General features: G+C 62.0%; 18 protein-coding genes. 11 read left to right on the top strand and 7 right to left on the bottom strand.

Translation table 11 applies throughout. From position 1 onward, the window contains the following. Positions 1–131: 131 nt before the first annotated feature. The gene (locus tag V3C85_RS06935) at positions 132–1,058 is read left to right on the top strand and encodes a LysR substrate-binding domain-containing protein (protein WP_331794360.1); all 927 of its coding nucleotides are present in this window, start codon (positions 132–134) and stop codon (positions 1,056–1,058) included. Positions 1,059–1,357: 299 nt separating this feature from the next. Here the strand turns inward: V3C85_RS06935 and V3C85_RS06930 are convergent, their stop codons facing one another. The 4 genes from V3C85_RS06930 to dnaG form a co-directional block, all read right to left on the bottom strand. Continuing rightward, positions 1,358–1,630, bottom strand: a complete 273-nt coding sequence (locus tag V3C85_RS06930) for an HlyU family transcriptional regulator (RefSeq protein ID WP_331794359.1) — start codon at positions 1,628–1,630, stop codon at positions 1,358–1,360. Positions 1,631–1,705: 75 nt separating this feature from the next. Next, positions 1,706–2,176: a DUF3592 domain-containing protein gene (locus tag V3C85_RS06925; RefSeq protein WP_331794358.1), complete on the bottom strand. Its 471-nt coding sequence runs from the start codon at positions 2,174–2,176 to the stop codon at positions 1,706–1,708. 473 nt (positions 2,177–2,649) lie between these two features. After that, entirely contained in the window at positions 2,650–4,662 is a 2,013-nt protein-coding gene (gene rpoD, locus V3C85_RS06920; protein ID WP_331794357.1) for an RNA polymerase sigma factor RpoD, read from the bottom strand. Between the two features lie 144 nt (positions 4,663–4,806). Next, positions 4,807–6,783, bottom strand: a complete 1,977-nt coding sequence (gene dnaG, locus V3C85_RS06915) for a DNA primase (protein ID WP_331794356.1) — start codon at positions 6,781–6,783, stop codon at positions 4,807–4,809. A gap of 138 nt (positions 6,784–6,921) precedes the next feature. On the opposite strand from dnaG, the gene V3C85_RS06910 reads away from it, so the two are divergent. Next, the gene (locus V3C85_RS06910; protein ID WP_331794621.1) at positions 6,922–7,545 is read left to right on the top strand and encodes a hypothetical protein; all 624 of its coding nucleotides are present in this window, start codon (positions 6,922–6,924) and stop codon (positions 7,543–7,545) included. A 6-nt stretch (positions 7,546–7,551) separates the two neighbouring features. Here the strand turns inward: V3C85_RS06910 and V3C85_RS06905 are convergent, their stop codons facing one another. Beyond that, positions 7,552–8,025, bottom strand: coding sequence for a CreA family protein (locus V3C85_RS06905; RefSeq protein ID WP_331794355.1), 474 nt, complete (start codon positions 8,023–8,025; stop codon positions 7,552–7,554). 176 nt (positions 8,026–8,201) lie between these two features. Between V3C85_RS06905 and ybgC the strand changes: the two genes are divergently transcribed. Then, positions 8,202–8,588 carry a tol-pal system-associated acyl-CoA thioesterase gene (gene ybgC, locus V3C85_RS06900; RefSeq protein WP_331794620.1) on the top strand — a complete coding sequence of 129 codons (387 nt, stop codon included), beginning with the start codon at positions 8,202–8,204 and terminating at the stop codon, positions 8,586–8,588. A 125-nt stretch (positions 8,589–8,713) separates the two neighbouring features. Further along, on the top strand, positions 8,714–11,308 hold the full coding sequence (gene mprF / locus V3C85_RS06895; RefSeq protein ID WP_331794354.1) for a bifunctional lysylphosphatidylglycerol flippase/synthetase MprF: 2,595 nt from the start codon (positions 8,714–8,716) through the stop codon (positions 11,306–11,308). A 225-nt stretch (positions 11,309–11,533) separates the two neighbouring features. Here mprF and V3C85_RS06890 read toward each other — a convergent pair whose 3' ends face one another. Further along, a complete protein-coding gene (locus V3C85_RS06890) occupies positions 11,534–13,810 on the bottom strand; it encodes an adenosylcobalamin-dependent ribonucleoside-diphosphate reductase (RefSeq protein ID WP_331794353.1) in 2,277 nt (758 codons plus the stop codon). Positions 13,811–13,937: 127 nt separating this feature from the next. On the opposite strand from V3C85_RS06890, the gene V3C85_RS06885 reads away from it, so the two are divergent. The 7 genes from V3C85_RS06885 (at position 13,938) to V3C85_RS06855 (ending at position 20,606) form a co-directional block, all read left to right on the top strand. Beyond that, the gene (locus V3C85_RS06885; protein ID WP_331794352.1) at positions 13,938–14,369 is read left to right on the top strand and encodes a DUF1489 family protein; all 432 of its coding nucleotides are present in this window, start codon (positions 13,938–13,940) and stop codon (positions 14,367–14,369) included. A gap of 118 nt (positions 14,370–14,487) precedes the next feature. Next, complete coding sequence (locus V3C85_RS06880) at positions 14,488–15,498, top strand: GlxA family transcriptional regulator (RefSeq protein ID WP_331794351.1); 1,011 nt, start codon at positions 14,488–14,490, stop codon at positions 15,496–15,498. Positions 15,499–15,639: 141 nt separating this feature from the next. Next, complete coding sequence (locus tag V3C85_RS06875) at positions 15,640–16,713, top strand: Hint domain-containing protein (protein WP_331794350.1); 1,074 nt, start codon at positions 15,640–15,642, stop codon at positions 16,711–16,713. A 191-nt stretch (positions 16,714–16,904) separates the two neighbouring features. Next, complete coding sequence (gene rpsD, locus V3C85_RS06870) at positions 16,905–17,525, top strand: 30S ribosomal protein S4 (RefSeq protein ID WP_331794349.1); 621 nt, start codon at positions 16,905–16,907, stop codon at positions 17,523–17,525. Positions 17,526–17,659: 134 nt separating this feature from the next. Then, positions 17,660–18,745, top strand: a complete 1,086-nt coding sequence (gene hisC, locus V3C85_RS06865) for a histidinol-phosphate transaminase (RefSeq protein ID WP_331794348.1) — start codon at positions 17,660–17,662, stop codon at positions 18,743–18,745. Next, entirely contained in the window at positions 18,742–19,683 is a 942-nt protein-coding gene (locus tag V3C85_RS06860) for a prephenate/arogenate dehydrogenase family protein (RefSeq protein ID WP_331794347.1), read from the top strand. Before hisC ends, V3C85_RS06860 begins: the two co-directional genes overlap by 4 nt. Beyond that, positions 19,683–20,606, top strand: a complete 924-nt coding sequence (locus V3C85_RS06855) for an extensin-like domain-containing protein (protein ID WP_331794346.1) — start codon at positions 19,683–19,685, stop codon at positions 20,604–20,606. Before V3C85_RS06860 ends, V3C85_RS06855 begins: the two co-directional genes overlap by 1 nt. Here the strand turns inward: V3C85_RS06855 and V3C85_RS06850 are convergent. Next, complete coding sequence (locus V3C85_RS06850) at positions 20,603–21,580, bottom strand: DUF2125 domain-containing protein (protein ID WP_331794345.1); 978 nt, start codon at positions 21,578–21,580, stop codon at positions 20,603–20,605. The genes V3C85_RS06855 and V3C85_RS06850 overlap by 4 nt on opposite strands. Positions 21,581–21,670: the final 90 nt, after the last annotated feature.

Here is a 21,670-nt window from a genome sequence, read left to right as displayed (position 1 = left end):
GTGGATCGGTGGGTGACAGCACCTGTTTGTGCCAACAAACACCAAGGCCACAGCCGCATGGGTTCACCAAGCTTGCGGTGCTTTGAAGAAAGATGAAAACTTAATTATCCGAGCTATTGGCGTGGAAAAATATGGTCAGATACACTCTCAAGCAATGCGCCTACTTTCGCACGGTGGCCGAAAGCGGCGGGATCGCCCAAGCGGCCCGGATTTTGAACATCTCGCAGCCCTCGATTTCACAAGCCATCGACAAGCTAGAGGCGGTGACTGGCCTTGTTCTGTTCGCCAGGCACCATGCCCGAGGCCTGAAGCTGACGGCGTCGGGGCGGATGTTCTTGCAGCATGTGACACGGCTGCTGGATCAGGCCGACCAACTGGTGCGCGAAGCCGAGGCCATTGCGACAGAAGCCAGTGGTGAATTGCGATTGGGCGTTTTTTGGACGCTGTCGCCTTTTTATACGGCAGATCTGATCCGCAGCTTTCGGGCCGAGGCCCCCGGCGTTCTGATCCGTCATCAGGAAAGGTCATTGACCGATTTGGCCGAAGATCTGCGCAAAGGCCTGATCGAATGCGCGATCACCTATGATCGGGGGGCCGTAATGGCGGGGCTGGAGTGCCACGAGCTGCTGTGTCTGCGCCCGTCGGTGGTTTTGGCGGCAGATCACCCCTTGGCCCGGAAGACGGCCATTCAAAGCGCGGATCTGCGGGGCATGGCCTATGTGATGCTGGATGGGCCGGGCAGCCGGGGCTATTTTGAGGAGGTGTTGGCGGAACTCAAGCTGACACCCGAGATTGTCTTTACATCCAGCTCGCTTGAGGCGGTGCGATCTGCCGTGGCAGCGGATCTTGGCTTTACCCTTTTGGTCGTGCGACCGCCCAGCGATCTGACATATGACGGGCGACGGGTGAAGGTTCTGCCGATTCTGGATGACGTGCGGCCCTTGCGGGTGGTTCTGGCGGCGCGACAGTCCGTGGCCCAAGGCCCGGTTGCACGCCGTTTTGCCCAGTTTGCGGGGCGGTATTTCGAGCAGATCAGGGCAAGCTTGCCCAAGGCGTGATCGCAGCAAGACTTGGGGTCATGGAAAGCTAAAAGGCAATCTGACGGCCTTGATTGGCTCCGCCTCACTTCGGAATGTTACTTGAACCGTCTGGCAGGCCCAAGGGGTCGGATGCAAATGAAGCCAGGCATTTATGCCGGCCCTTACTTCCACCACAAACATGTGACCTGACGCAGGTATCTTATCCGGCCACGATCGGCGCCCTGCCGTTGTTGATCCGTTCTCTAACGATTGACTGCGGCGGCATGTTGCTGCGTCTTGAGGTAAACCAGTCGTGCGGAAGGGGCTTGCGTGTCATGTCAGCCAAACAGCCGGTCGCCCTGTTCGTCGATCATGCGCTTGGCCTTGGCCACCGAGGCGGCGGCGGCTTCGTCAAGGTTGTTGATGATATCGGCGCGCACAAGGGTATGGCTGCGGCCATCTTTCTGGATCAGGGCCGAAAGCCGCCAGCCGGGGCCGTCTTTGATGGGCATGGGGGTGATGGCAAAGCCGTTATACTCTTCGGCCTTGTGGCTTGGCTCGGCCGTGGCAGGCTTGGGGCGCGCGCCAAAGAGTTTGGAGAGGAGAGACATGGGTAAGCTTCCGTGAGGCTGAGATTTTCCCCTAGCATGAAGCAAAGGGCGGGTGTGTCAATGAGACCCGAGCCACTATTCGAGGGAGATATGGGCCCCGCCGAACAGTACCAGGCTGGCAGCGAAAAGCCCGATGAGCAGGAAGCCCGCGCCCATGATGGGGAAGACGAAACTGGCGGAAAACATGTCTTTGGGGTTTGTCGGGTTGACATAGGCCGCGATGGTGTCGCCCACCCGGCGGGTGGTATCCTCCTCTAGGATGCCGATATGCTGGGTTTGGCCCAAGGAAAAGGCAAGGGTCAGTCGGGTCGGGTCAAAGCCTTCCTTGGCAAGGATCTTTCCACTGACGCGCAGCCAGTTTCTTTTCGCAAGCCGGTGGCCCCAAAGCATTGCGCCGCCGATCAGGGCAAAGGCAAAGGGGCCAAGGGCCGCAAAGATGCGAATTTGGGTTTGGGTATAGGCCACATAGCCGATAAGGAACAGGGCCACACCGCAGAGGACGCCGAGGAGAAGGACTGTCTTGGGGTTGGGCAGGGAAGATGGCAAGGGAGTCAAATTCAAAAAATACCGTCACAGATTTGCTTGGCAGTATTGGGAAGTGTCAGGATTTCGGCAAGGAAAAAGCGATGGGAAGGAGTCGGGCTGAAGCCCGACCTGCGCGGGTGGAGACTGTCCTAGCGGCGGCTGCGCGTTCGATGAGATCGGTTGTATCCGATAGCGGGATCGTTCGAGTTTAGCGCTCGGATCAGGTCGCTTTCCTTACGCGAGACGAGTGCTTTGTCGTCGCTTTCGAAGAGAATTTCTTTTCGCACTGTGAAGTCGCGTAGGTCTTCTGTTTCAAAGTCTGCTTCGACCGTCTCATTATGCCATGACCCGAAATAGCGCAGCGAATGCCCGGGTTCGCCTATGTCTTTGCCGACATAGAATTTTCCGTTGGGAAAGGTGATCTTGTAGACGACGTAGCTGAGTTAACGCATTTGCTGTACAAAAGAAAAAAGCGCCCCGTGGGGCGCTTTTGTTTATTGGTCGAGGAAGCTGCGCAGTTTGCGGCTGCGGCTGGGGTGTTTCAGCTTGCGCAGGGCTTTCGCCTCGATCTGGCGGATACGTTCGCGGGTGACGCTGAACTGCTGGCCGACTTCCTCTAGCGTGTGGTCGGTGTTCATGCCGATGCCAAAGCGCATGCGCAGCACGCGTTCTTCGCGGGGCGTGAGTGAGGCCAGAACGCGGGTGGTGGTTTCCTTGAGATTCTCTTGGATGGCTGAATCCAAGGGAAGGATCGCGTTCTTGTCTTCGATGAAGTCGCCAAGCTGGCTGTCTTCTTCGTCGCCGATGGGCGTTTCCAGCGAAATTGGTTCCTTGGCGATCTTCATCACCTTGCGAACCTTTTCCAGCGGCATTTGCAGCTTTTCGGCCAGTTCCTCGGGCGTGGGTTCGCGACCGATTTCGTGCAGCATCTGACGGCCGGTGCGGACCAGCTTGTTGATCGTTTCGATCATATGCACCGGAATACGGATGGTGCGGGCCTGATCGGCGATCGACCGGGTGATCGCCTGACGGATCCACCAGGTTGCATAGGTGCTGAATTTATAGCCGCGACGGTATTCGAATTTGTCCACGGCCTTCATCAGGCCGATGTTGCCCTCTTGGATCAGGTCAAGGAATTGCAGGCCGCGGTTGGTGTATTTCTTGGCGATAGAGATCACGAGGCGCAGGTTGGCCTCGACCATTTCCTTTTTCGCCTGACGGGCCTCTTTTTCGCCCTTTTGCACCTGATTCACGATGCGGCGGAATTCGCCGATGTCAACGCCGATATACTGGCCGACCTGGGCCATATCGTTGCGCAGCTCTTCGACCTTGTCGCGTGACTTTTCGATCAACGCCTGCCAGCCGCGGCCCGATTTCTGGGTCATGCGGTCAAGCCAGTGGGGGTCGAGTTCATAGCCCTGATATTCGGCGATGAATTCCTGACGGTTGATGCGGGCGGCATCGGCCAGTTTGACCATGCCCGAGTTGATCGACATGATCCGGCGGTTGATGCCGTAAAGCTGGTCGATCAGGGCCTCGATCCGGTTGTTGTGCAGGTGAAGTTCGTTCACCAGCGTCACGATTTCCGACCGCAGCTTTTGATAGGCGGCCTCATCCTCGACCGAGAAGACCTGCTTTTTCGACAGCGCGGCATTCATCCGGGCGTCTTGCATATCAGACAGCTTGCCGTAATCGCGGGCGATCATGGCAAGGGTATCAAGCACCTTGGGCTTGAGCGCGGCCTCCATCGCGGCGAGAGACATGTTCGAGGCATCGTCATCCTCGTCATCGTCATCTTGCTGCAAGATCGGGTTGCCGTCGGCGTCAAGCTCGGGCTCTGAACCGGCGCTGCGGCGCGGGCTGCTGCTGCTGCTGTCGCCGCTGTCAACCGACACGCCCTCAAGGTCGCCCCCTTCGAGATCGTCTTCGCCATCGAGGTTGCGGCCAAAGGTGGCTTCGAGGTCGATCACATCGCGCAGCAGGATGTCTTCGTTCAGAAGTTCGTCGCGCCAGATGGTGATGGCCTGAAAGGTCAGCGGGCTTTCGCACAGCCCGAGGATCATGGTGTTGCGCCCGGCTTCTATCCGCTTGGCGATGGCGATTTCGCCTTCGCGGCTGAGAAGTTCGACGCTGCCCATTTCGCGCAGATACATGCGCACCGGATCATCGGTGCGATCCAGCGTTTCCGAGGTGGCGCCAACCACGGCGACTTCGCGATTGCCCGAGGTTTCGATCAGATCACCACCGGCGGGGGCGGGTTCGCCCTCTTCGGCCTCGTCATCCTCGATGACGTTGATGCCCATTTCCGACAGCATCGCCATGACATCTTCGATCTGCTCGCCCGAGACCTGTTCGGGGGGCATGACCTGATTGAGCTGTTCATAGGTGATGTAGCCACGCTCGCGGGCGTCGGCGATCATCTTCTTGACGGCAGCCTGGCTCATGTCGAAGGAAACGTCCTCGGCTTCGGCTTCGGGCTTGGCGTCGTCGGTGTCTTTCAGGGCCATGTCTGCTCCTTGATGGGCGCAATCGCGGGGGCGGTTGGCGAATCGGATCGCCAATCTCGAATCAATAACGCGAATCACAGCGGGTTAAAGGCTTGCCGGGCATTTTCTTTGGCTGATGCTGGCAGAAATGCCGGTAAAAGCGCGTCAATGCTTGCGTCCCCCGCGTGTGAAGTCGATCGAATCGTGCAGTTTGCGTGCCCGATCCAGTTCGTCACGGTCCAACTCGACGCCATTGGGGGCAAGCACGGAATCCCCTTTGGTGTCTTGCGGGCCGCGTGCGGCGGTGTGCCGGGCCTCGGCGGCCTTGGACAGGCGCCATGTCAGCCCTTCATCTGCCACACCCCCTAGATCGTCTTCGGCATCGAGAATTTCAAGGCGGTGCGCGCGGTCGGCTTGCAGGCGGGCAAGGGCCTCGGCCAGACAGCCTTCGGCCTGCACCGGATCGGCCTTGGGGCTGAGGGCTTGGGTGATGCGCACATGGGGGTGCAAGAGTGCGGCTTCGGTGGGCAGCGGGGCCTCGGCCATCAGGGTGGCCAGAAGGTCAGGCGCGGTTTGGTGATAAAGGATCAGATTGCGCAACACGTCATGGCCGGGGCCATGGAATTCCAGCCGTTCAAGGGCAGATTCAAAGCGCGGGATCAGATGTGGATGGTTGATGCAGCCCGCCAGGATCACCGCCTCGCGCAGGCTGTCCTGGGCGGTATCGGGGGCGGTGGCCAGCAGGCTTTGCTTGGTGGATGACAGCGGGGCAATCGGCTGAAACGGCGCCCCAAAGCGGCCCCGTGGCACAAAGGGGCCGCGTGGCTGAAACCCCTGTGCCGGGCCCTGGCTGCGGCGGTTGCGGCCAAACAGATCGGCGCGCAGGTCTTTGATCTCGGCGGCATAATGGTCGCGGATGAAGGGGTCGGCAATGCGGGCAAGGGCCGCGCGCAGGGATTTGTCGAGTGCGGCCTTGCGTTCGGGGCTGTCGAAATCGCGGCCTTCGGTTTCGCGTTGCCACAGCAGGCGCACCATCGGCTGTGCGTCATCAAGCACCTTTTGCATCGCGGGCGCGCCTTGCTGTTTGATCAGGTCATCAGGATCAAGCCCGGCGGGCAGCACGGCAAAGCGCAGGCCCTTGCCTGCCTCTAGCAAGGGCAGGGCAAGATCGACCACCCGCAAGGCGGCGCGGATGCCCGCGGCATCGCCATCCAGCGCGATGATGGGTTCATCTGCGATGCGCCACAGCAGGCGCAGCTGATCTTCGGTGACGGCGGTGCCCAAGGGGGCCACGGTGGCGCGAAAGCCTGCCTCGGACAGGGCGATCACATCCATATAGCCTTCGGCCACGATCAGCGGCAGGCCCTTGCCCGCGGCCTCTCGCGCGGGGGCCTGATTGAACAGGTTGCGGCCCTTGTCGAACAGCGGGGTTTCGGGGCCGTTGAGGTATTTGGCGCGGGCATTCGGGTCCATCGCGCGGCCACCAAGGCTGATGGCGCGGCCACGCCCGTCGCGAATGGGAAAGATGATGCGGCCCCGAAAGCGGTCGTAGATGCTGCCGTCATCAGCTTTGGCACAAAGCCCGCTTTCAACGATCAAATCGGCGGAATGGCCCTTTTGCTGCAAGGATTGGAAAAGGGCTTGCCGCTGGTCCGGCGCAAAGCCGATTTCCCAGCGGTCTTGTGCGGCCTCTGACAGGCTGCGTTTGGCGATATAGGCGCGGGCCTCGGCGGCGGCAGAGGTTTTCAGTTGCAGGCGGAACCATTTGACCGCCTCTTCCATCACCTGCGCCAATTGCGTGCGGTGGTCGGCGCGTTCGGCGGCCTTGGGGTCGCGGGCGGGCATTGTCATCCCGGCCTCGCGTGCCAGCGATTCGACAGCCTCCATGAAGGGCAGGTTCTCGGCCTCTTTCACAAAGGTCAGCACATCGCCTTTGGCGTGGCAGCCAAAGCAATAGTAAAAGCCCTTGCGGTCATCGACATGGAAAGAGGCCGACTTTTCCTGATGAAACGGGCAGGGCGCCCACCAGTCGCCCTTGGCCATGTTCGATTTGCGCATATCCCATGTGACCTTGCGCCCGACGATTTGTGACAGCGTCACACGGGTGCGAAGTTCATCAAGGAAACCGGGGGGCAGGGACATGGGGCGAATATCATGCCTGTGCAGGCCCGAGTCCAGATGCCATGTCTTTCCATGATGCCGTGGTCTGCGGCGGGCGCCTTTGGGTTGCCCGAAGGCCAGGGGCGCTGTATTGCGGCGGCGACCAGATCGGAGGCCCTGATGGACGCGCAAGCCGTGCAAGCCCTGTTTACCCGCAGCGACGGGACCTATCTGTTCGCCCGCTGGGGGCGACCCATCGTGCCGGTGGTGTTTGGCGTCGATGATGCAACGCTGCCTGTCGTCAAGGGGGCGTTCGAGGCGGTGGTGGCGCTGGCCGGGCATCAGATGGCCGAGACAGACCCCGAGCTGGGGGCCAATCTGATGGTGTTCTTTGTGCGCGACTGGGATGAGTTGCGCCATGTGCCCAAGCTGGACCGGCTGGTGCCCGATCTGCGCCCCCTGGTCGATCGGCTAGAGGCGGCCGAGGCAAACCAATACCGGATTTTCCGCTTTGATGCGGCGGGGGCGATCAAGGCCTGTTTCGTGTTTCTGCGGATGGATGAGCATTTGTCCGCCGCCCCTGCCGAGACGGTGGCGCTGAGCCAGGCGGTGCAGTCGATCTTGCTGTGGAGCGATCAGGCGTTTCAGGGCGTGTCGCCGCTGGCGCGGGTGGGCGAAGCCGTGGTGCTGCGCCCCGAGATCGCCGGGGTGATCCGGGCGGGCTATGACCGGGTCTTGCCCGCCATGGCCCAAGAGCCCGCCCATGCCTTGCGGCTGGCCGCCCGTGTGGTGGCGGTGCAGTAACGCCCGTTACGGCAGTGGCACCACCGAGATCGACATCTTGCCCGAGCCTTGGGTCAGTTCGCTGGCATGGGCCAGGTAGATCAGGGCGTTGTTGCGCGCATCATAGATGCGGGTCACGCGCAGGGATTTCAGGATCAGCGACTGGCGTTCGGAAAAGACGACCTCGCCATCCTCTTTGCGGTCGATATCGCCCAGAGTGATCGGCCCGGTCTGGGTGCAATCCACGGCGGAATAGCTGGGGTCTTCGAACCAGTTGCCATTGGACAGCCGGTCGATCAGCGAGCGGTCGAAATAGGCCACATGGCAGGTCACGCCCTGCACTTTGGGGTCGGGAAAGGCGTCGATGATGATGTCATTGCCCACCCAATCCACACCAACGCGGCCCACCTCCTCGGCATTGGCAGGCAGGCTGGCGGTGCAAAGCAGGGCGGCGCACAGAAAGGCCGTCAGAACGGATTTCACGAATGGACAGGGGGTCATGGCTTCTCCTTTTCGGGGTGGCACCGGGACCGGCCCTTACCACCACAGCTTTGGGATGATACATCCCTTTGCACCGGCTTGAAATCTTTGTCGGTCACCAATGCCCGCCCCCAAAAGCCTGCGGATATTGGCCGGGTGGCGACATGATGTGTGGCAAGCTGTAAACCGAGGATAAGCTGATGCACGAATTCACCCTTCGCGTCTATTATGAAGACACTGATCTGGCGGGTATCGTTTACTATGCCAACTACCTGAAATTCATCGAGCGTGGGCGCAGTGAGTGGGTGCGTGCGCGGGGGGTGGATCAGGGCAGGTTGCGCACCGAGGCGGGCATTGTCTTTGCGGTGCGGCGGGTCGAGGCGGATTACCTGCGTCCGGCGGTCTTTGATGACGCGTTGGTGGTGACCACGGCGCTGGTGGAATTGGGCGGTGCGCGGATTGTGCTGGATCAGGCGGTGATGCGTGGCGATCAGCGTCTGTTCGAGGCGCGGGTGACGCTGGTCTGCCTTGGCCCCACGGGTGCGGTGCGGATGCCGGCCGAGGTGCGGGCGGCGCTAAGCTAGGGCCGGATGTGGGGGGGTGGCGCTGACGTCACGGCTGTGCCGGGAAATTGTTGGCGGCAGTGTTTACACGCGACTGTGCATCCCATAGCTGCTAGGCACGGTCCGCGGCTTTGACGGGTGTCCTGGTGTCGTCTTCTTCTGCTTTGATCAAGGCGCTGTGGCGCGCGTTTCCGGTCTTGCTGGGCCTTGGGCTGTTTGGCCTGGGCCTTTATGCGCTGCACCATCTGCTGAAACCTGTCGATCCGGCGGCGGTGTTGGCCCATGTGCGGGCGACGCCCAAGCCGGTGCTGGTGGCGGCGGTGCTGGCCACGGCAATCGCCTATGCGGCGCTGGTGGGCTATGACGTGCTGGCCCTGCGGTTCATTGGCCGCACCTTGCCGTTGCGGGTTGTCAGCCTGGGGGGCTTTCTGGCCTATGCCTTCGGCAATACCATCGGGGTCAGCGTCGTTTCCGGGGGGGCGGTCCGCTATCGCATCTATTCGGCCTTTGGGCTGAACGCCTTTGAAGTGGCGACCGTATCGGGCTATATCGCCGTGGCCTTGGGCACGGGGCTGACGCTTGCGGGCTTTGCCGCGCTGGCACTGCACCCCTATGTGCTGGGCGGGCTGCTGCCCTTGCCGCCCGAGCTGATCCGCTGGGGGTCGACCGCGGTTGTGGTGCTGTCGATTGCGGCGATCCTGTTCATTTCCTGGGGCAACCGGTCTTTGCGGATCTGGAAGCTGGAGTTGCGTTTGCCGTCGCCGCGCAATCTGGCGGGGCAGGCGGTGGTGACGCTGGTTGATGTGGTCGCGGCGGCCTTTACGCTGTGGGTGTTGATGCCCGCCGGCACGCCGCCGTTTGCATCCTTTGTCGCGATTTATGCGATTGCGATGATGGCCGGGGTTCTTAGCCATGTGCCCGGCGGTGTGGGCGTATTCGAGGCCGTGGTGATCAGCACCCTGCCGCCGCATGTGCCGGTCAGCGAAGTGGCGGCGGCGTTGCTGATGTTTCGCATCATCTACTATCTGCTGCCCTTTGTGCTGGGCTTTGCGTTGGTATCGCTGAACGAATTGCGGCTGGCCGGGGGGGCGATCGGCCGCCTGACTGGCAATATTCCCGCGCCAATGCGCCCGGCGCTGGAGGCTGTGCACGGCATGGTGCCATCGCTGACGGCGTTGGTGTCGTTCGGCTTTGGGGTTTATCTGGTGATGGTGTCGCTGATCCCGTCGGTGCGGGGCGAGGCGATAGAGGAGCTGCGCCTGATCGCTGCCTTGATGCGAGAAGGTGGGACGCTGTTGCTGGCGATGCTGGGTGTGACCTTGCTGATCTTGTCGCATGGGTTGGGGCGGCGCATCAAGGCGGCGTTCTGGCTGATGCTGGCGGCGCTGGGCGTGGCTGTGGTCACGTCGCTGTTGAACGATTTCGACTATGAAAATGCGGGATTGCTGGCGGCGGGGGCGGTGTTGCTGTGGCCCTTTCGGCGCAGTTTTTACCGCAAGGCCAAGCTGACCGACAGTGTGTTCAGCCCGTCGTGGTTTGCGCTGGTCTTTGCGGTGCTGCTGGGGGGCGGAGTGTTCTTCTTCTTCATCCACAGCGCCCCACAGGGCACCGAGGATCTGCGCGCCTTGGTGAAGGGCGGCAATGGTGTGCCGCAGGCCTTGCGGGCGGGGCTGCTGGCCTCGGCGCTGCTGTTCCTGTTTGCCATCTATCTGGCCTTGCGCCCCAAGCAGGCCGCGGCGCTGGATGGGTCGCAGCCGGGGGTGATGGCACAGGTTGAGGCGATTGTGGCGCAGGCGGGCCAGCCGCGGGGCTGTCTGGCGCTGACCGGGGATAAGCGGTTTCTGATATCAGAGCCGGGCGGGGCCTTTTTGATGTTCCGCGAACAGGGCAAGACCTGGGTGGCGCTGGGCGATCCGGTGGGCCGGGCCGAAGAAGTGGCCGATCTGTGCTGGACCTTCCTTGATCTGGCCCGGCGCTCGGGGGCCGAGGCGGTGTTTTACGACCTGGGCCCCGACCGCCTGGCGCTTTACGGCGAGATGGGCTTTTCGCTGCACCGGATCGGCGATGAGGCCAAGGTGGCGCTGCGTGGTTTGCGTCTGTGGGATGCGCCCTTTGTTCCGCTGCGCGAAGAGGCCGCGCAATGGCAGGCCAAGGGCGCGACCTGTGATCTGTCGTTGCCGCCCCATGCGCCCGCCCTGCTGGCCGAATTGGCCGACGTGTCGGACGCCTGGTTGCAGGCCGGTCTGGGGCGCGACAAGCGATTTTCCGTTGGCCATTTCGATGCCGATTGGCTGGGGCGCTTTGCGCTGGCTGTGGTGAGGCAGGGCGGGAAGGTCTTGGCCTTTGCCACGGTTCTGGCCCCCGGTGCGGGCCATCACGTTGCCTTTGATCTGCTGCGCTTTCGCCCCGAGGCAGGCGCGGGCATGATGACGGTGCTGACGCTGTATGTGATGGAACGCTATCGCGATCAGGGCGCGCACAGCTTTAGCCTGGGCGTCGCCCCGCCCGAGGGGCTGGCGGCCCGGTCGGTCGAGCGGCTGTGGAACCGGTTTGGCAGCTTTATTTACCGCAACAGTGCCGTCTTTGGCAGTTTCGCGGGGGCGCGGGCCTATAAACAGGGCTTTGGGCCCGACTGGCAGCCGCGCTACATCGCCGTGCCGCCGGGCCTGTCGCCGACGCGGGCGATGACGAATGTGGCGCTGCTGATCGCGGGCAGTTCGCGCAACCTGTTTGGCCGCTGATCGGGCCGGATCTGGCAATAGGCGGATTAACCCTGCTGTCGTCAAGCGAGGGGGCCTTGGGACAGCCAATACAAAAGTGCCGCCCATCTGAGGGCGGCACCTTTGGCCCCTAGCGATTTCAACGACTTAGCCAGGCGTGGCAAAGTTATGCTTGGCGTGGGGCAAACAAAACCGTCAAAGTGGATCTCTTATGGTTGGTTCTACAATTTCCCTAGACACCCAGACTTAGCCGCATTTGGAATGGCCGCAGCTGGCGCAGGTCATGCAGCCTTCGACCATTCGCAAGTCATAGCTGCCGCAGCTGGAGCAGGCTTTGCCCTTGGGCATGCCGATGGCCACGACCTCGGCCTTGGGGTCGGTTTTCAGGCCCATGCCTTCCCCTTCGATAAAGCCGATCTCGATCAGGTGGCGTTCGATCACCCCGCCGATGGCCGCAAGGATCGAAGGCACATATTTGCGCTCCATCCAGGCGCCGCCGCGTGGGTCGAACACGGCTTTCAGCTCTTCCACCACAAAGGAAATATCGCCCCCCCGCCGGAACACGGCGCTGATCATGCGCGTCAGCGCCACGGTCCAGGCGTAATGCTCCATGTTCTTCGAGTTGATGAAGACCTCAAACGGGCGGCGGTGACCGGCGATCACGATATCATTGATCGTGATGTAAAGCGCATGTTCCGAGCCCGGCCATTTCAGTTTGTAGGTCTGGCCTTCCAAGGCGGCAGGCCGGTCAAGGGGTTCCGACAGATAGACAACTTCGCCCTCTTCGCGCGCCATTTCGGGGGCTTCGGACGGTGTCTTTTCCGTGGTTTCCGACACGCTGAGCACAGAGCCCGTCACATCATTCGGGCGATAGGTGGTGCAGCCTTTGCAGCCCTGATCCCAGGCGGCCATATAGACCTCTTTGAAATCGTCAAAGCTGATGTCCTCGGGGCAGTTGATGGTTTTCGAAATCGACGAGTCGATCCATTTCTGGGCCGCGGCCTGCATACGCACATGATCCAGCGGGGGCAGGGTCTGGGCGTTGACAAAGTAATCGGGCAGGGGGGCGTCGCCCTTTTTCTCGCGCCACAGGCGAACGGCGTAATCGACGACCTCTTCTTCGGTGCGCGAGCCGTCTTTTTGCAGCACCTTGCGGGTATAGGCATAGGCAAAGACCGGCTCGATGCCCGACGACACATTGCCCGCATAAAGGCTGATCGTGCCCGTGGGGGCAATCGAGGTCAGCAGGGCATTGCGGATGCCATGGGTGCGGATGGCCTGTTTCACATCGGCATCCATATGGGTCAGCGACCCCGAGGCAAGATATTTTTCGGCATCAAACAGCGGGAAGGCGCCTTTCTCGCGCGCCAGATCGACCGAGGCGAGATACGAGGCGCGGGCAATCGCGTGCATCCAGTCTTCGGTCTGCCGGGCCGCGGCTTCGCTGCCATAGCGCAGGCCCAGCATCAGCAGCGCATCGGCAAGGCCGGTCACGCCAAGGCCAATGCGGCGCTTGTTCTGCGCCTCGGCTTCTTGCTGGGGTAGGGGGAAGCGGCTGGCATCCACCACATTGTCCATCATCCGCACGGCGGTGCGCACAAGATCGTCCAGCGCCGCCAGATCCAGTTCGGCATTGGCCTCAAAGGCGTTTTTCACCAAAGTCGGCATGTTGATGCTGCCCAACAGGCAGGCACCATAGGGCGGCAGCGGCTGTTCGCCGCAGGGGTTGGTGGCGGCAATGGTTTCGCAATAGCGCAGGTTGTTCGCGGCGTTGATCCGGTCGATGAAGATCACGCCGGGTTCGGCGAAATCATAGGTGTTGCGCATGATCTTGTTCCACAGATCGCGCGCCTGCACCGTCTTGTAGACCTTGCCGCCGAACACCAATTCCCACGGGCCATCGGCCTTGACCGCATCCATGAACGGGTCTGTCACCAGAACCGACAGGTTGAACATGCGCAGGCGGGCCGGGTCTTTCTTGGCCTCGATGAACTGTTCCACATCGGGGTGGTCGCAGCGCATGGTGGCCATCATCGCACCGCGCCGGCTGCCAGCCGACATGATGGTGCGGCACATCGCATCCCAGACATCCATGAACGACAAAGGCCCCGAGGCATCGGCCGCCACGCCCTTCACCTCGGCCCCGCGCGGGCGGATGGTGCTGAAATCATAGCCGATCCCGCCGCCCTGCTGCATCGTCAGCGCGGCCTCTTTCAGCCCGTCAAAAATGCCGCCCATGCTGTCGGGCACGGTGCCCATGACAAAGCAGTTGAACAGCGTCACGCTGCGCCCGGTGCCCGCACCTGCGGTGATGCGGCCTGCTGGCAGGTATTTGAAATCTTCAAGGGCGGCGTAGAATTTTGCTTCCCAATGCGCGGGGTCTTTCTCGACCGATGCCAGGGCGCGGGCGATACGATGCCATGTATCTTCAACCGAACCGTCGATGGCCGTGCCATCAGCCTCTTTCAGGCGATACTTCATGTCCCAGATCTGCTCGGCAATGGGCGCGGAAAAACGGGACATCGGCATATCCTTGGTTTGGTGTCTGATTTGGAAGGAAGGCACAAGATAGGCCCATGTGTGGGCAGGGTCAACTTGCCCTGACCGTCTGAACGCCTATTCTTGTCGGGTCAAGGACAAGGGGTGAGTCGTGGCAGATCATGTGCATCTTCTGAAACTTTGCGTCGGGGCCGACAGCATCGAGGATCTCTTGGACTGGCAGCACAGCCAGCGGCGTCGTTGGCCCGCGGGTTGCGCCGTGCATGTCACCCGGATGTGGCCAAAGCGCGAAGCCGAGGTGCTGAATGGCGGATCGTTGTTTTGGGTGATCAAGGGGGTGATCCTGTGCCGTCAGCGGATCGTCGGGCTGGAACAGGTGGTGGGCGATGACGGGATCAGCCGCTGTGCCATCGTTCTGGATGCCGAGGTGGTGCGCACCGATGCCGCCCCGCGCCGCCCGTTTCAGGGCTGGCGCTATCTGGATGTCGCCGATGCCCCGCGCGATCTGCCCAAGGGGCGCAGCACGGAAGAGGCCCTGCCGCCCGGTCTGGCCGAGGCGATGGCGCAATTCGGCCTGCGCTAGCCGCAGATCCACGCCCGCCCGGGCCCCCCGCACGGCCTGTTACGCTGCACCACGCGGGGCCATCCTGCCTCTGGCGTGGCGATGGCCGGTCTGGCATAGTTTGCGCCAAGGTAGGGGCATGACAGCAGAGACACAGAAGTTCGTGGCCAAGGGTGTGGCGCATGTGGTGATCCCACCTGTGCCCGAACCCATGCAGGTGACCTTTGTTCTGTTGCCCAAGTTTACCATGCTGGCCTTTTCCTCGGCGATCGAGCCGATGCGGATTGCCAACCAGCTGACCGGCCAGATCCTGTTCCGCTGGCAGGTTCTGTCCGCCGATGGGCAGCCTGTGGCCTGTTCCAACGGGGTGCCGGTGATGGTGGATGGTGCTTTCGGGGCGACACAGCCCGCTGGCATGGTGTTTGTCTGTTCGGGGGTCGAGCCGGAAGATCAGGTGACCGCTGCCCTGGCCGACTGGCTGCGTGGGCTGTGGCGGCGGGGGCGTGTGGTGGGGGGGCTGTGTACCGGGGCCTATGCCTTGGCACGGGCTGGCATCCTTAAGGATCGTCGGTTCACCCTGCACTGGGAAAACATCGCAGGCTTTGTCGAAACCTTTCCCGATCTTGCTGCCGCCCGTCAGGTGTTTTGCATCGACGACCGGATCATGACCTGTGCGGGTGGCGTTGCGGCGGCGGATCTGATGCTTAAGCTGATCAACGACCGCTTTGGCATGGCCCTGAGCCAAGAAGTGATGAACATGTGCCTGCTGACCGGGCGGCGCACCGAGGCGGATGAACAGACCACCTCGCTGGCGGCGCGTCTGGGAACACGGCATGAAAAGCTGATCGAGGCCGTTGCCTTTCTGGAGGGCCGCATCGAAGAGCCGTTTGATCTTGATGCCTGTGCCGCGCAACTCAAACTGTCACGGCGGCAGATCGAGCGGCTGTTCAACCGTTATCTGGGCGTCACCCCGGTGCGCTATATGAACGACCTGCGCCTGCAACGCGGGCGGGCGCTGCTGGCCGAAACCGATATGAGCGTGACCGATGTGTCGATCGCCTGCGGCTATGCCAGCACATCGCATTTTTCCAAGTCTTTCCGCCTGAAATACGGGATTTCGCCCTATAGATTCTCGCATTTTGGCAAGTAGGGCCGTCTTGCGCCATCTGACGTAACGGCATTTTGCGGGAATGGCGCAGGTGTTGCGCTTTCGTCATAGCGCAAAGGTTAACAACTGGTTACACTGGCCGGAAAACCAAGAAGAAACCGAGCAGACGAAGGACAGTAAGACATGGTGACGCGCTCAAAAGGCACGTTTGTCATCTCTTGGTCCCAGACAGAAATCGATGGCCTTCCGGCCGCTCCGCTTGATGTGCTTGCCGTTGGCGCCGCTTGGCGTTGGCACGGGCAGGCCGTTCAGGTTGACAATGCCGGTGGCCCGTTGATCCTTGACGGGGCCGAAGGTGTGCAGGAAATCCGTCGCCGGGCGGCACGCATGGTGCGTCGGTTGATTGGCGCGGCTGTGGCCGGTGCCGTGCAGCAGGCCGATGGCGTGGCCGAGCCTGAAGATGAGGACATTGATCAGGCCTTTATCGTTACAGATGGCCACCAAAGCTGGCCCGTTACCATTCTGGCGGTGCCCGATACGGGGGCACGTCTGCTGATGTTTGTGGGCGAAGCACCGCCACCAGAGCAGGATCTTTGGGTGGTTCGGGCCGCGGTTGATCGCACGGAAACCGGATCGAACACCAAAGGCGCGGGGGGCGTGATCTGCTTTACCCCGGGCACCCGTATTCTGACACCCGCAGGCCCCCGCCTGATTCAGGATCTGCGCCCCGGCGACCGTATCCTGACCAAAGACAACGGGTCGCAAGATATTCTGTGGATGGGCAGCCGTCGGATGACCGGGGCCCGGCTGTATGCGATGCCACATCTGCGCCCGATCCGGTTCAAGGCCGGCGCGCTTGGGGTGGACCGCCCCGATGACGATCTGCTGGTGTCGCCGCAACACCGCATGTTGCTGAGCGGTGCGCCGGCGCGGGCGCTGTTCAACACGGATGAGGTGCTGGTCAAGGCCGAAGATCTGATGAACGACGCCACGATCTGCATCGACCATGCCCTGCGCGAGGTCACCTATATTCATATCCTGCTGGATACCCACAATGTTGTCTGGGCCAACGGGCTGGAAACCGAGAGTTTTCACCCGTCGAACTGCGCGCTGGAAACGATCGACAGCGATCAGCGTGGTTCGCTTTTGTCGCTGTTGCCGGGCATCGACCGCAACCCGGCGAAATACGGTGATTATGCCCGTCGCAACCTGTCATCTTCAGAAGCGGCGATCTTGCGTCATGACATGGCGGCCTGATCGTTGCGGGGCCTGTTGACTCTGCCCTTTGCGCCTGTATAAGGCCGCCACGTCCCCGGGTAACCCCCGGGGGCTTTTCATTGGTGTTGGTGGACCGCGCAAGCGGAACCCTGTCGTCCCTTGGGGAAATAGGACAACGCCCTTCCTTGCTGCCAGCCCGCTGGTGGCGCCACGAACGAAGGAGATCAGCCGTGACCAAACGCACAGCTGCCAAGTACAAGATCGACCGCCGCATGGGCGAAAACATCTGGGGCCGCGCCAAGTCGCCCATCAACAAGCGTGAATATGGCCCCGGCCAGCACGGTCAGCGCCGCAAGGGCAAACTGTCGGATTTCGGCACCCAGCTGCGCGCCAAGCAAAAGCTCAAGGGCTATTACGGCGATCTGACCGAAAAGCAGTTCAAGAAGATCTATGCCGAAGCCGCCCGTGTGACCGGCGACACCGGTGCCAACCTGATCGGCCTGCTGGAGCGTCGCCTGGACGCCGTCGTGTACCGCGCCAAGCTGGTGCCGACCGTGTTCGCCGCCCGTCAGTTCGTCAACCACGGCCATGTCACGGTGAACGGCAAGCGCGTCAACATCGCGTCCTACCGCGTTCGTGAAGGCGATGTTGTGGAAGTGCGTCAGAAATCCAAGCAACTGGCCATCGTGCTGGAAGCCGTTGCCCTGACCGAGCGTGACGTGCCGGATTATCTGGAAGTTGACCACAACAAGATGATCGTCAAATTCGTCCGCACCCCGGGCCTCAGCGATGTGCCCTATCCGGTTCAGATGGAACCGAACCTGGTCGTCGAATATTACGCGAAGAACTGATCTTCGCCCTTGGTTTGGAAAGGACCGTCCCTTGGGGCGGTCCTTTTGCTTTGGCGGGTGGCCCTGCGCCGATTATGGCACTGGTCTTGCGCGCCCTTGCCCGCTAGAACGCGCAGGTAAGTTGGAGCTTTGCCATGAACGACACCATTCGACCGCAACCCGGTATTCTGGATATCGCGCTGTACGAAGGCGGCAAGTCCCATGTGGCGGGGCTGGCAAATGCGGTCAAGCTGTCGTCGAACGAAAACCCCTTTGGCCCGTCAGACAAGGCAAAAGAGGCATTTGCCAAGACGGTTCACAGCCTGCACCGCTATCCCAACACCGATCACCGCAGCCTGCGCACCGCCATCGGCGATGTGCATGGGCTGGATCCTGATCGCATCATCTGTGGCGTCGGGTCGGATGAAATCATCACCTTTCTGTGCCAGGCCTATGCCGGCCCGCGCGATGAAGTGGTGTTCACCGAACACGGCTTTCTGATGTATCGCATCAGCGCCCTTGCTGCCGGGGCCACCCCGGTCGAGGTGCCAGAGCGTGAGCGGATGGCGGATGTCGATGTCATCCTGAAGGCCTGCAACAACCGCACCAAACTGGTGTTCATCGCCAATCCCAACAATCCGACCGGCACCATGATCAGCCCGGCCGAGATGGAGCGTCTGGCCGCCGGTCTGCCCAAACAGGCCATTCTGGTGATTGACGGGGCCTATGCGGAATATGTCGATGGCTATGATGGTGGGGCAGGGCTGGCCACCAGCCGCGACAATGTGTTCATGACCCGCACCTTTTCCAAAATCTACGGGCTTGGGGGCCTGCGCATTGGCTGGGGCTATGGCCCGCGCCACATCATTGATGTGCTGAACCGCATTCGGGGGCCGTTCAACCTGTCAACCACACAGCTTGAGGTCGCCGAAGCCGCTGTGCGCGATCAGGACTTTGTCAACAAATGCCGGTCTGAAAACGCCCGGATGCGGCATTGGCTGGCCGAGGCTTTGGCCGAAATCGGCGTGCCCTCGGACACCAGCATGGCGAATTTCGTTCTGGCCCGCTTTGCCAGCACCGAAGAGGCCGAGGCCTGCGACGAATTCTTGCAGGCGCAGGGCCTGATCGTGCGGCGCGTGGCGGGCTACAAGCTGCCCAACTGCCTGCGCATCACGGTGGGCGATGAAGCCGGATGCCGCCGCGTGGCCTATGCCGTGGGGCAGTTCAAGGGTCTGAAATGAGCATGGTCTATCAGCGGGTTGCCCTGATCGGCCTGGGCCTGATCGCAAGTTCGATGGCCCATGCGATGCGTCAGCACGGCTTGGTGGGGCAGATCGTGGGCTATGCCAAATCCCCCGAAACCCGCGCCGCCGCGCGTGAGTTGTTTTGCGATAAGGTCTGTGACACCGCCGCCGAGGCCGTGCAGGGGGCCGATCTGGTGTTGTTTTGCGTGCCGGTGGGGGCGATGGGGCCTTTGGCGGCCGAAATCGCGGACCATCTGGCCCCCGGCGCCACGGTGACGGATGTCGGTTCGGTCAAGGCCGCCGTGGTAGAGGCGATCGCCCCGCATATCCCGCAGGGCGTGCATTTCATCCCCGGCCACCCGCTTGCCGGCACGGAATATTCGGGCCCGCGATCCGGCTTTGCCACGTTGTTTCAGAACCGCTGGTGGCTGCTGACCCCGCTTGCCGAGACAGATGCCGGGGCGCTGTTGCGCCTGCGCAACCTGTTGCAGGGCATCGGCGCCAATGTCGAAGAGATGGAGATCGAACATCACGATCTGGTTCTGGCTGTGGTCAGCCACACGCCGCATCTGATTGCCTATACGATGGTTGGTGTGGCCGATCACATGCGCCGCGTCTCGCAGCAAGAGGTCATCAAATATTCGGCCTCGGGCTTTCGCGACTTTACCCGCATTGCGGCCAGCGACCCGACCATGTGGCGCGATGTGTTTCTGACCAACAAGGATGCGGTGCTGGATATTCTGGGCCGTTTCGCCGAAGAGTTGTTTGTGCTGCAACGCGCGATCCGTATGGGCGATGGTGAGCAGCTTCACGCCTATTTCACCCGGACCCGTGCAATCCGTCGTGGTATTATCGAGGCCGGTCAGGATACTTCTGCCCCAGACTTCGGCCGCGCCAGCCCGGCCGCCGGAGGGGGGAAAGAGGACAAGCGGTAATGATGACGGTGCGTGTGGGTGTTCTGGTCGGTTTGACCATTGTTCTGGCCGGGGCCGCCCTGGCCGAGGCACCGAACACCTCGCTGCGCCCGCAGCCGCGCCCCGTGGCGGCGACCACTGCTCCCGCCCCAGTCACTGCCCCAGTCACTGCCCCAGTCGGCGCGCTTGCGCCAGGTGCCGAGGTCACTGCCGATGCCCCAGGCGGGCTTGCCCTTATCCGCCCGCGTCCCCGCCCCGAAATCGTGCTGGCCACCGCCGCCCATCAGGCTGCACCCGTTGCCCAACCGGTTGCCGCCGCCGCAGCGGCCCCCAAAGGGCTGTTCGGCTTTTTGCGCCCGAACAAGCGCCCCGATGGGCTGGTTGCCAAACAGGCCGCCGCTGTGCGGACCCTGCCGGGCAAACAGGCTGTGGTGTCGAAAAAGGGCTCGGTCTGTGGCATCCCGGATATCAAGGGCGAGACTTTGGCCCCGATCACCGCCAAGACCAGGGGCTGCGGCATTGAAAACCCGGTGCGGGTGACCAGCGTGGCGGGCGTGCGGCTGTCGAATGCGGCCACGATCAACTGCGACACGGCTAAGGCCCTGCGCCAATGGATCACGCAGGCGGTCGAGCCGACCTATGGCAAGGGCAAGATCGTCGAGGTGAAGGTGGCTGCCAGCTATGCCTGTCGGTCGCGCAACAATCAACGCGGTGCCAAGGTTTCAGAACATGCGCGCGGCAATGCAATTGATATTGCGGGCTTTACCTTTTCGAACGGAAAATCGGTTTCCGTGCTGCGCAACTATGACAAAACCATGCGAAAAGTCCACAAAGCGGCCTGTGGCACCTTTGGCACGACTTTGGGGCCGGGGTCTGACGGGTTTCACGAAGACCACCTGCATTTCGACATCGCGCGCTATCGCGGTGGCCCCTACTGCCGCTAAAACCTTGGGGCCGGGCCAAGGGGCAGCGGCCCAAGGCGCATCTGGCCCCCGGTAAAGATCAACGGCAGGTCCAACATCTCAGCCTCGCCTGACTGGCTGGCCAGGGTTTCCAGCATCCGCTCGATGGTGGGCACCACCTCGGGCTTGACGACGCCCGTGGCTGCGATCAGCGGCATCATCGTCCGCCAGCCCTGCACCCTGATGTCGATGCGGCCTTCGGGCATGCCATTATCTATCGCCAGATCGCCCTTGGCGACCACGGCCAGCGGCCCCCAGGTCAGGCTGGCCTCTTTCAGTTCGACCCCTGTCACAGTCGGGCGGGTTTGCCCGGCAAAGCGGTCAAATGGGGCCGAAAATCCGACGAATCCGGTTACATACAGGCGCTCTGCCACCTGGGGCAGATCGGGCAACAGCGCCGCAAGCTGTGGATCGGGCGTCAGGCCCAAAATCTCTAGCCCGATGTCTTGCGTATTGCTGCGCGACGGATCGGCCCTTGTGCCAAAGCGCAACTCATCGGTGCGCAGGGCCCAACCGGCGGTCGAGGTCAGGCCAAGCCCGGTGCCCACCAATGTTGTGCGATCCAGCGTCAGGGCGGTGTTCGGTGTCACCACCACACTGGCCTGCAATTTCTCGGAAACCAGGGTCAGGTCTTGCCCCGGCAGGCCGATGCTTTGGCGGGGGGCAAAGGCGGCAATCACATGCCAAGGCCGATAGGACAGTGACAAGATCTGCACGAACGGCGCCTGCCAACTGGCCCCCGACCGCAGATCGCGCAGCACCGGGTCTGTCACTGTCAGATCAAACCGGCTGGGATAGCCCACGACCGACAGGCCACCATGCGTGGCGTGCAGCCCCTGCTGCGGGGCCGTTTCGAAAAACGCGACCGCCGCCCGGTCAACCGCCGCTTTGCCCACAAACCAATAGCCCGACCACAGGCCAACCAGCAAAACCGAAATCCACAGCAATGCCCGCATCTCGCGCCCTTTTCATTTTCCCGCCGCTGTTGTTTAGAGGGACCAACACAGGAGGGCCAGTCACTTGACCGATACCAGGCAGTTGACCGA

The organism is Pseudotabrizicola sp. L79 (assembly GCF_036553525.1).
Taxonomy (GTDB): domain Bacteria; phylum Pseudomonadota; class Alphaproteobacteria; order Rhodobacterales; family Rhodobacteraceae; genus Pseudotabrizicola.
Note: the sequence above shows the minus strand (reverse complement) of the source record. Positions and strands in the feature narration are given on the sequence as shown.

Bases quoted from the DNA above. Each gene is read 5' to 3' on its own strand.
- V3C85_RS06860 (WP_331794347.1), top strand. From the start codon at position 18,742: ATGAGCATGGTCTATCAGCGGGTTGCCCTGATCGGCCTGGGCCTGATC.
- V3C85_RS06875 (WP_331794350.1), top strand. From the start codon at position 15,640: ATGGTGACGCGCTCAAAAGGCACGTTTGTCATCTCTTGGTCCCAGACA.
- V3C85_RS06935 (WP_331794360.1), top strand. From the start codon at position 132: ATGGTCAGATACACTCTCAAGCAATGCGCCTACTTTCGCACGGTGGCC.
- dnaG (WP_331794356.1), bottom strand. From the start codon at position 6,783: ATGTCCCTGCCCCCCGGTTTCCTTGATGAACTTCGCACCCGTGTGACG.
- hisC (WP_331794348.1), top strand. From the start codon at position 17,660: ATGAACGACACCATTCGACCGCAACCCGGTATTCTGGATATCGCGCTG.
- V3C85_RS06910 (WP_331794621.1), top strand. From the start codon at position 6,922: ATGGACGCGCAAGCCGTGCAAGCCCTGTTTACCCGCAGCGACGGGACC.
- V3C85_RS06880 (WP_331794351.1), top strand. From the start codon at position 14,488: ATGACAGCAGAGACACAGAAGTTCGTGGCCAAGGGTGTGGCGCATGTG.
- V3C85_RS06855 (WP_331794346.1), top strand. From the start codon at position 19,683: ATGATGACGGTGCGTGTGGGTGTTCTGGTCGGTTTGACCATTGTTCTG.
- V3C85_RS06890 (WP_331794353.1), bottom strand. From the start codon at position 13,810: ATGTCCCGTTTTTCCGCGCCCATTGCCGAGCAGATCTGGGACATGAAG.
- V3C85_RS06850 (WP_331794345.1), bottom strand. From the start codon at position 21,580: ATGCGGGCATTGCTGTGGATTTCGGTTTTGCTGGTTGGCCTGTGGTCG.
- rpoD (WP_331794357.1), bottom strand. From the start codon at position 4,662: ATGGCCCTGAAAGACACCGACGACGCCAAGCCCGAAGCCGAAGCCGAG.
- V3C85_RS06905 (WP_331794355.1), bottom strand. From the start codon at position 8,025: ATGACCCCCTGTCCATTCGTGAAATCCGTTCTGACGGCCTTTCTGTGC.
- V3C85_RS06930 (WP_331794359.1), bottom strand. From the start codon at position 1,630: ATGTCTCTCCTCTCCAAACTCTTTGGCGCGCGCCCCAAGCCTGCCACG.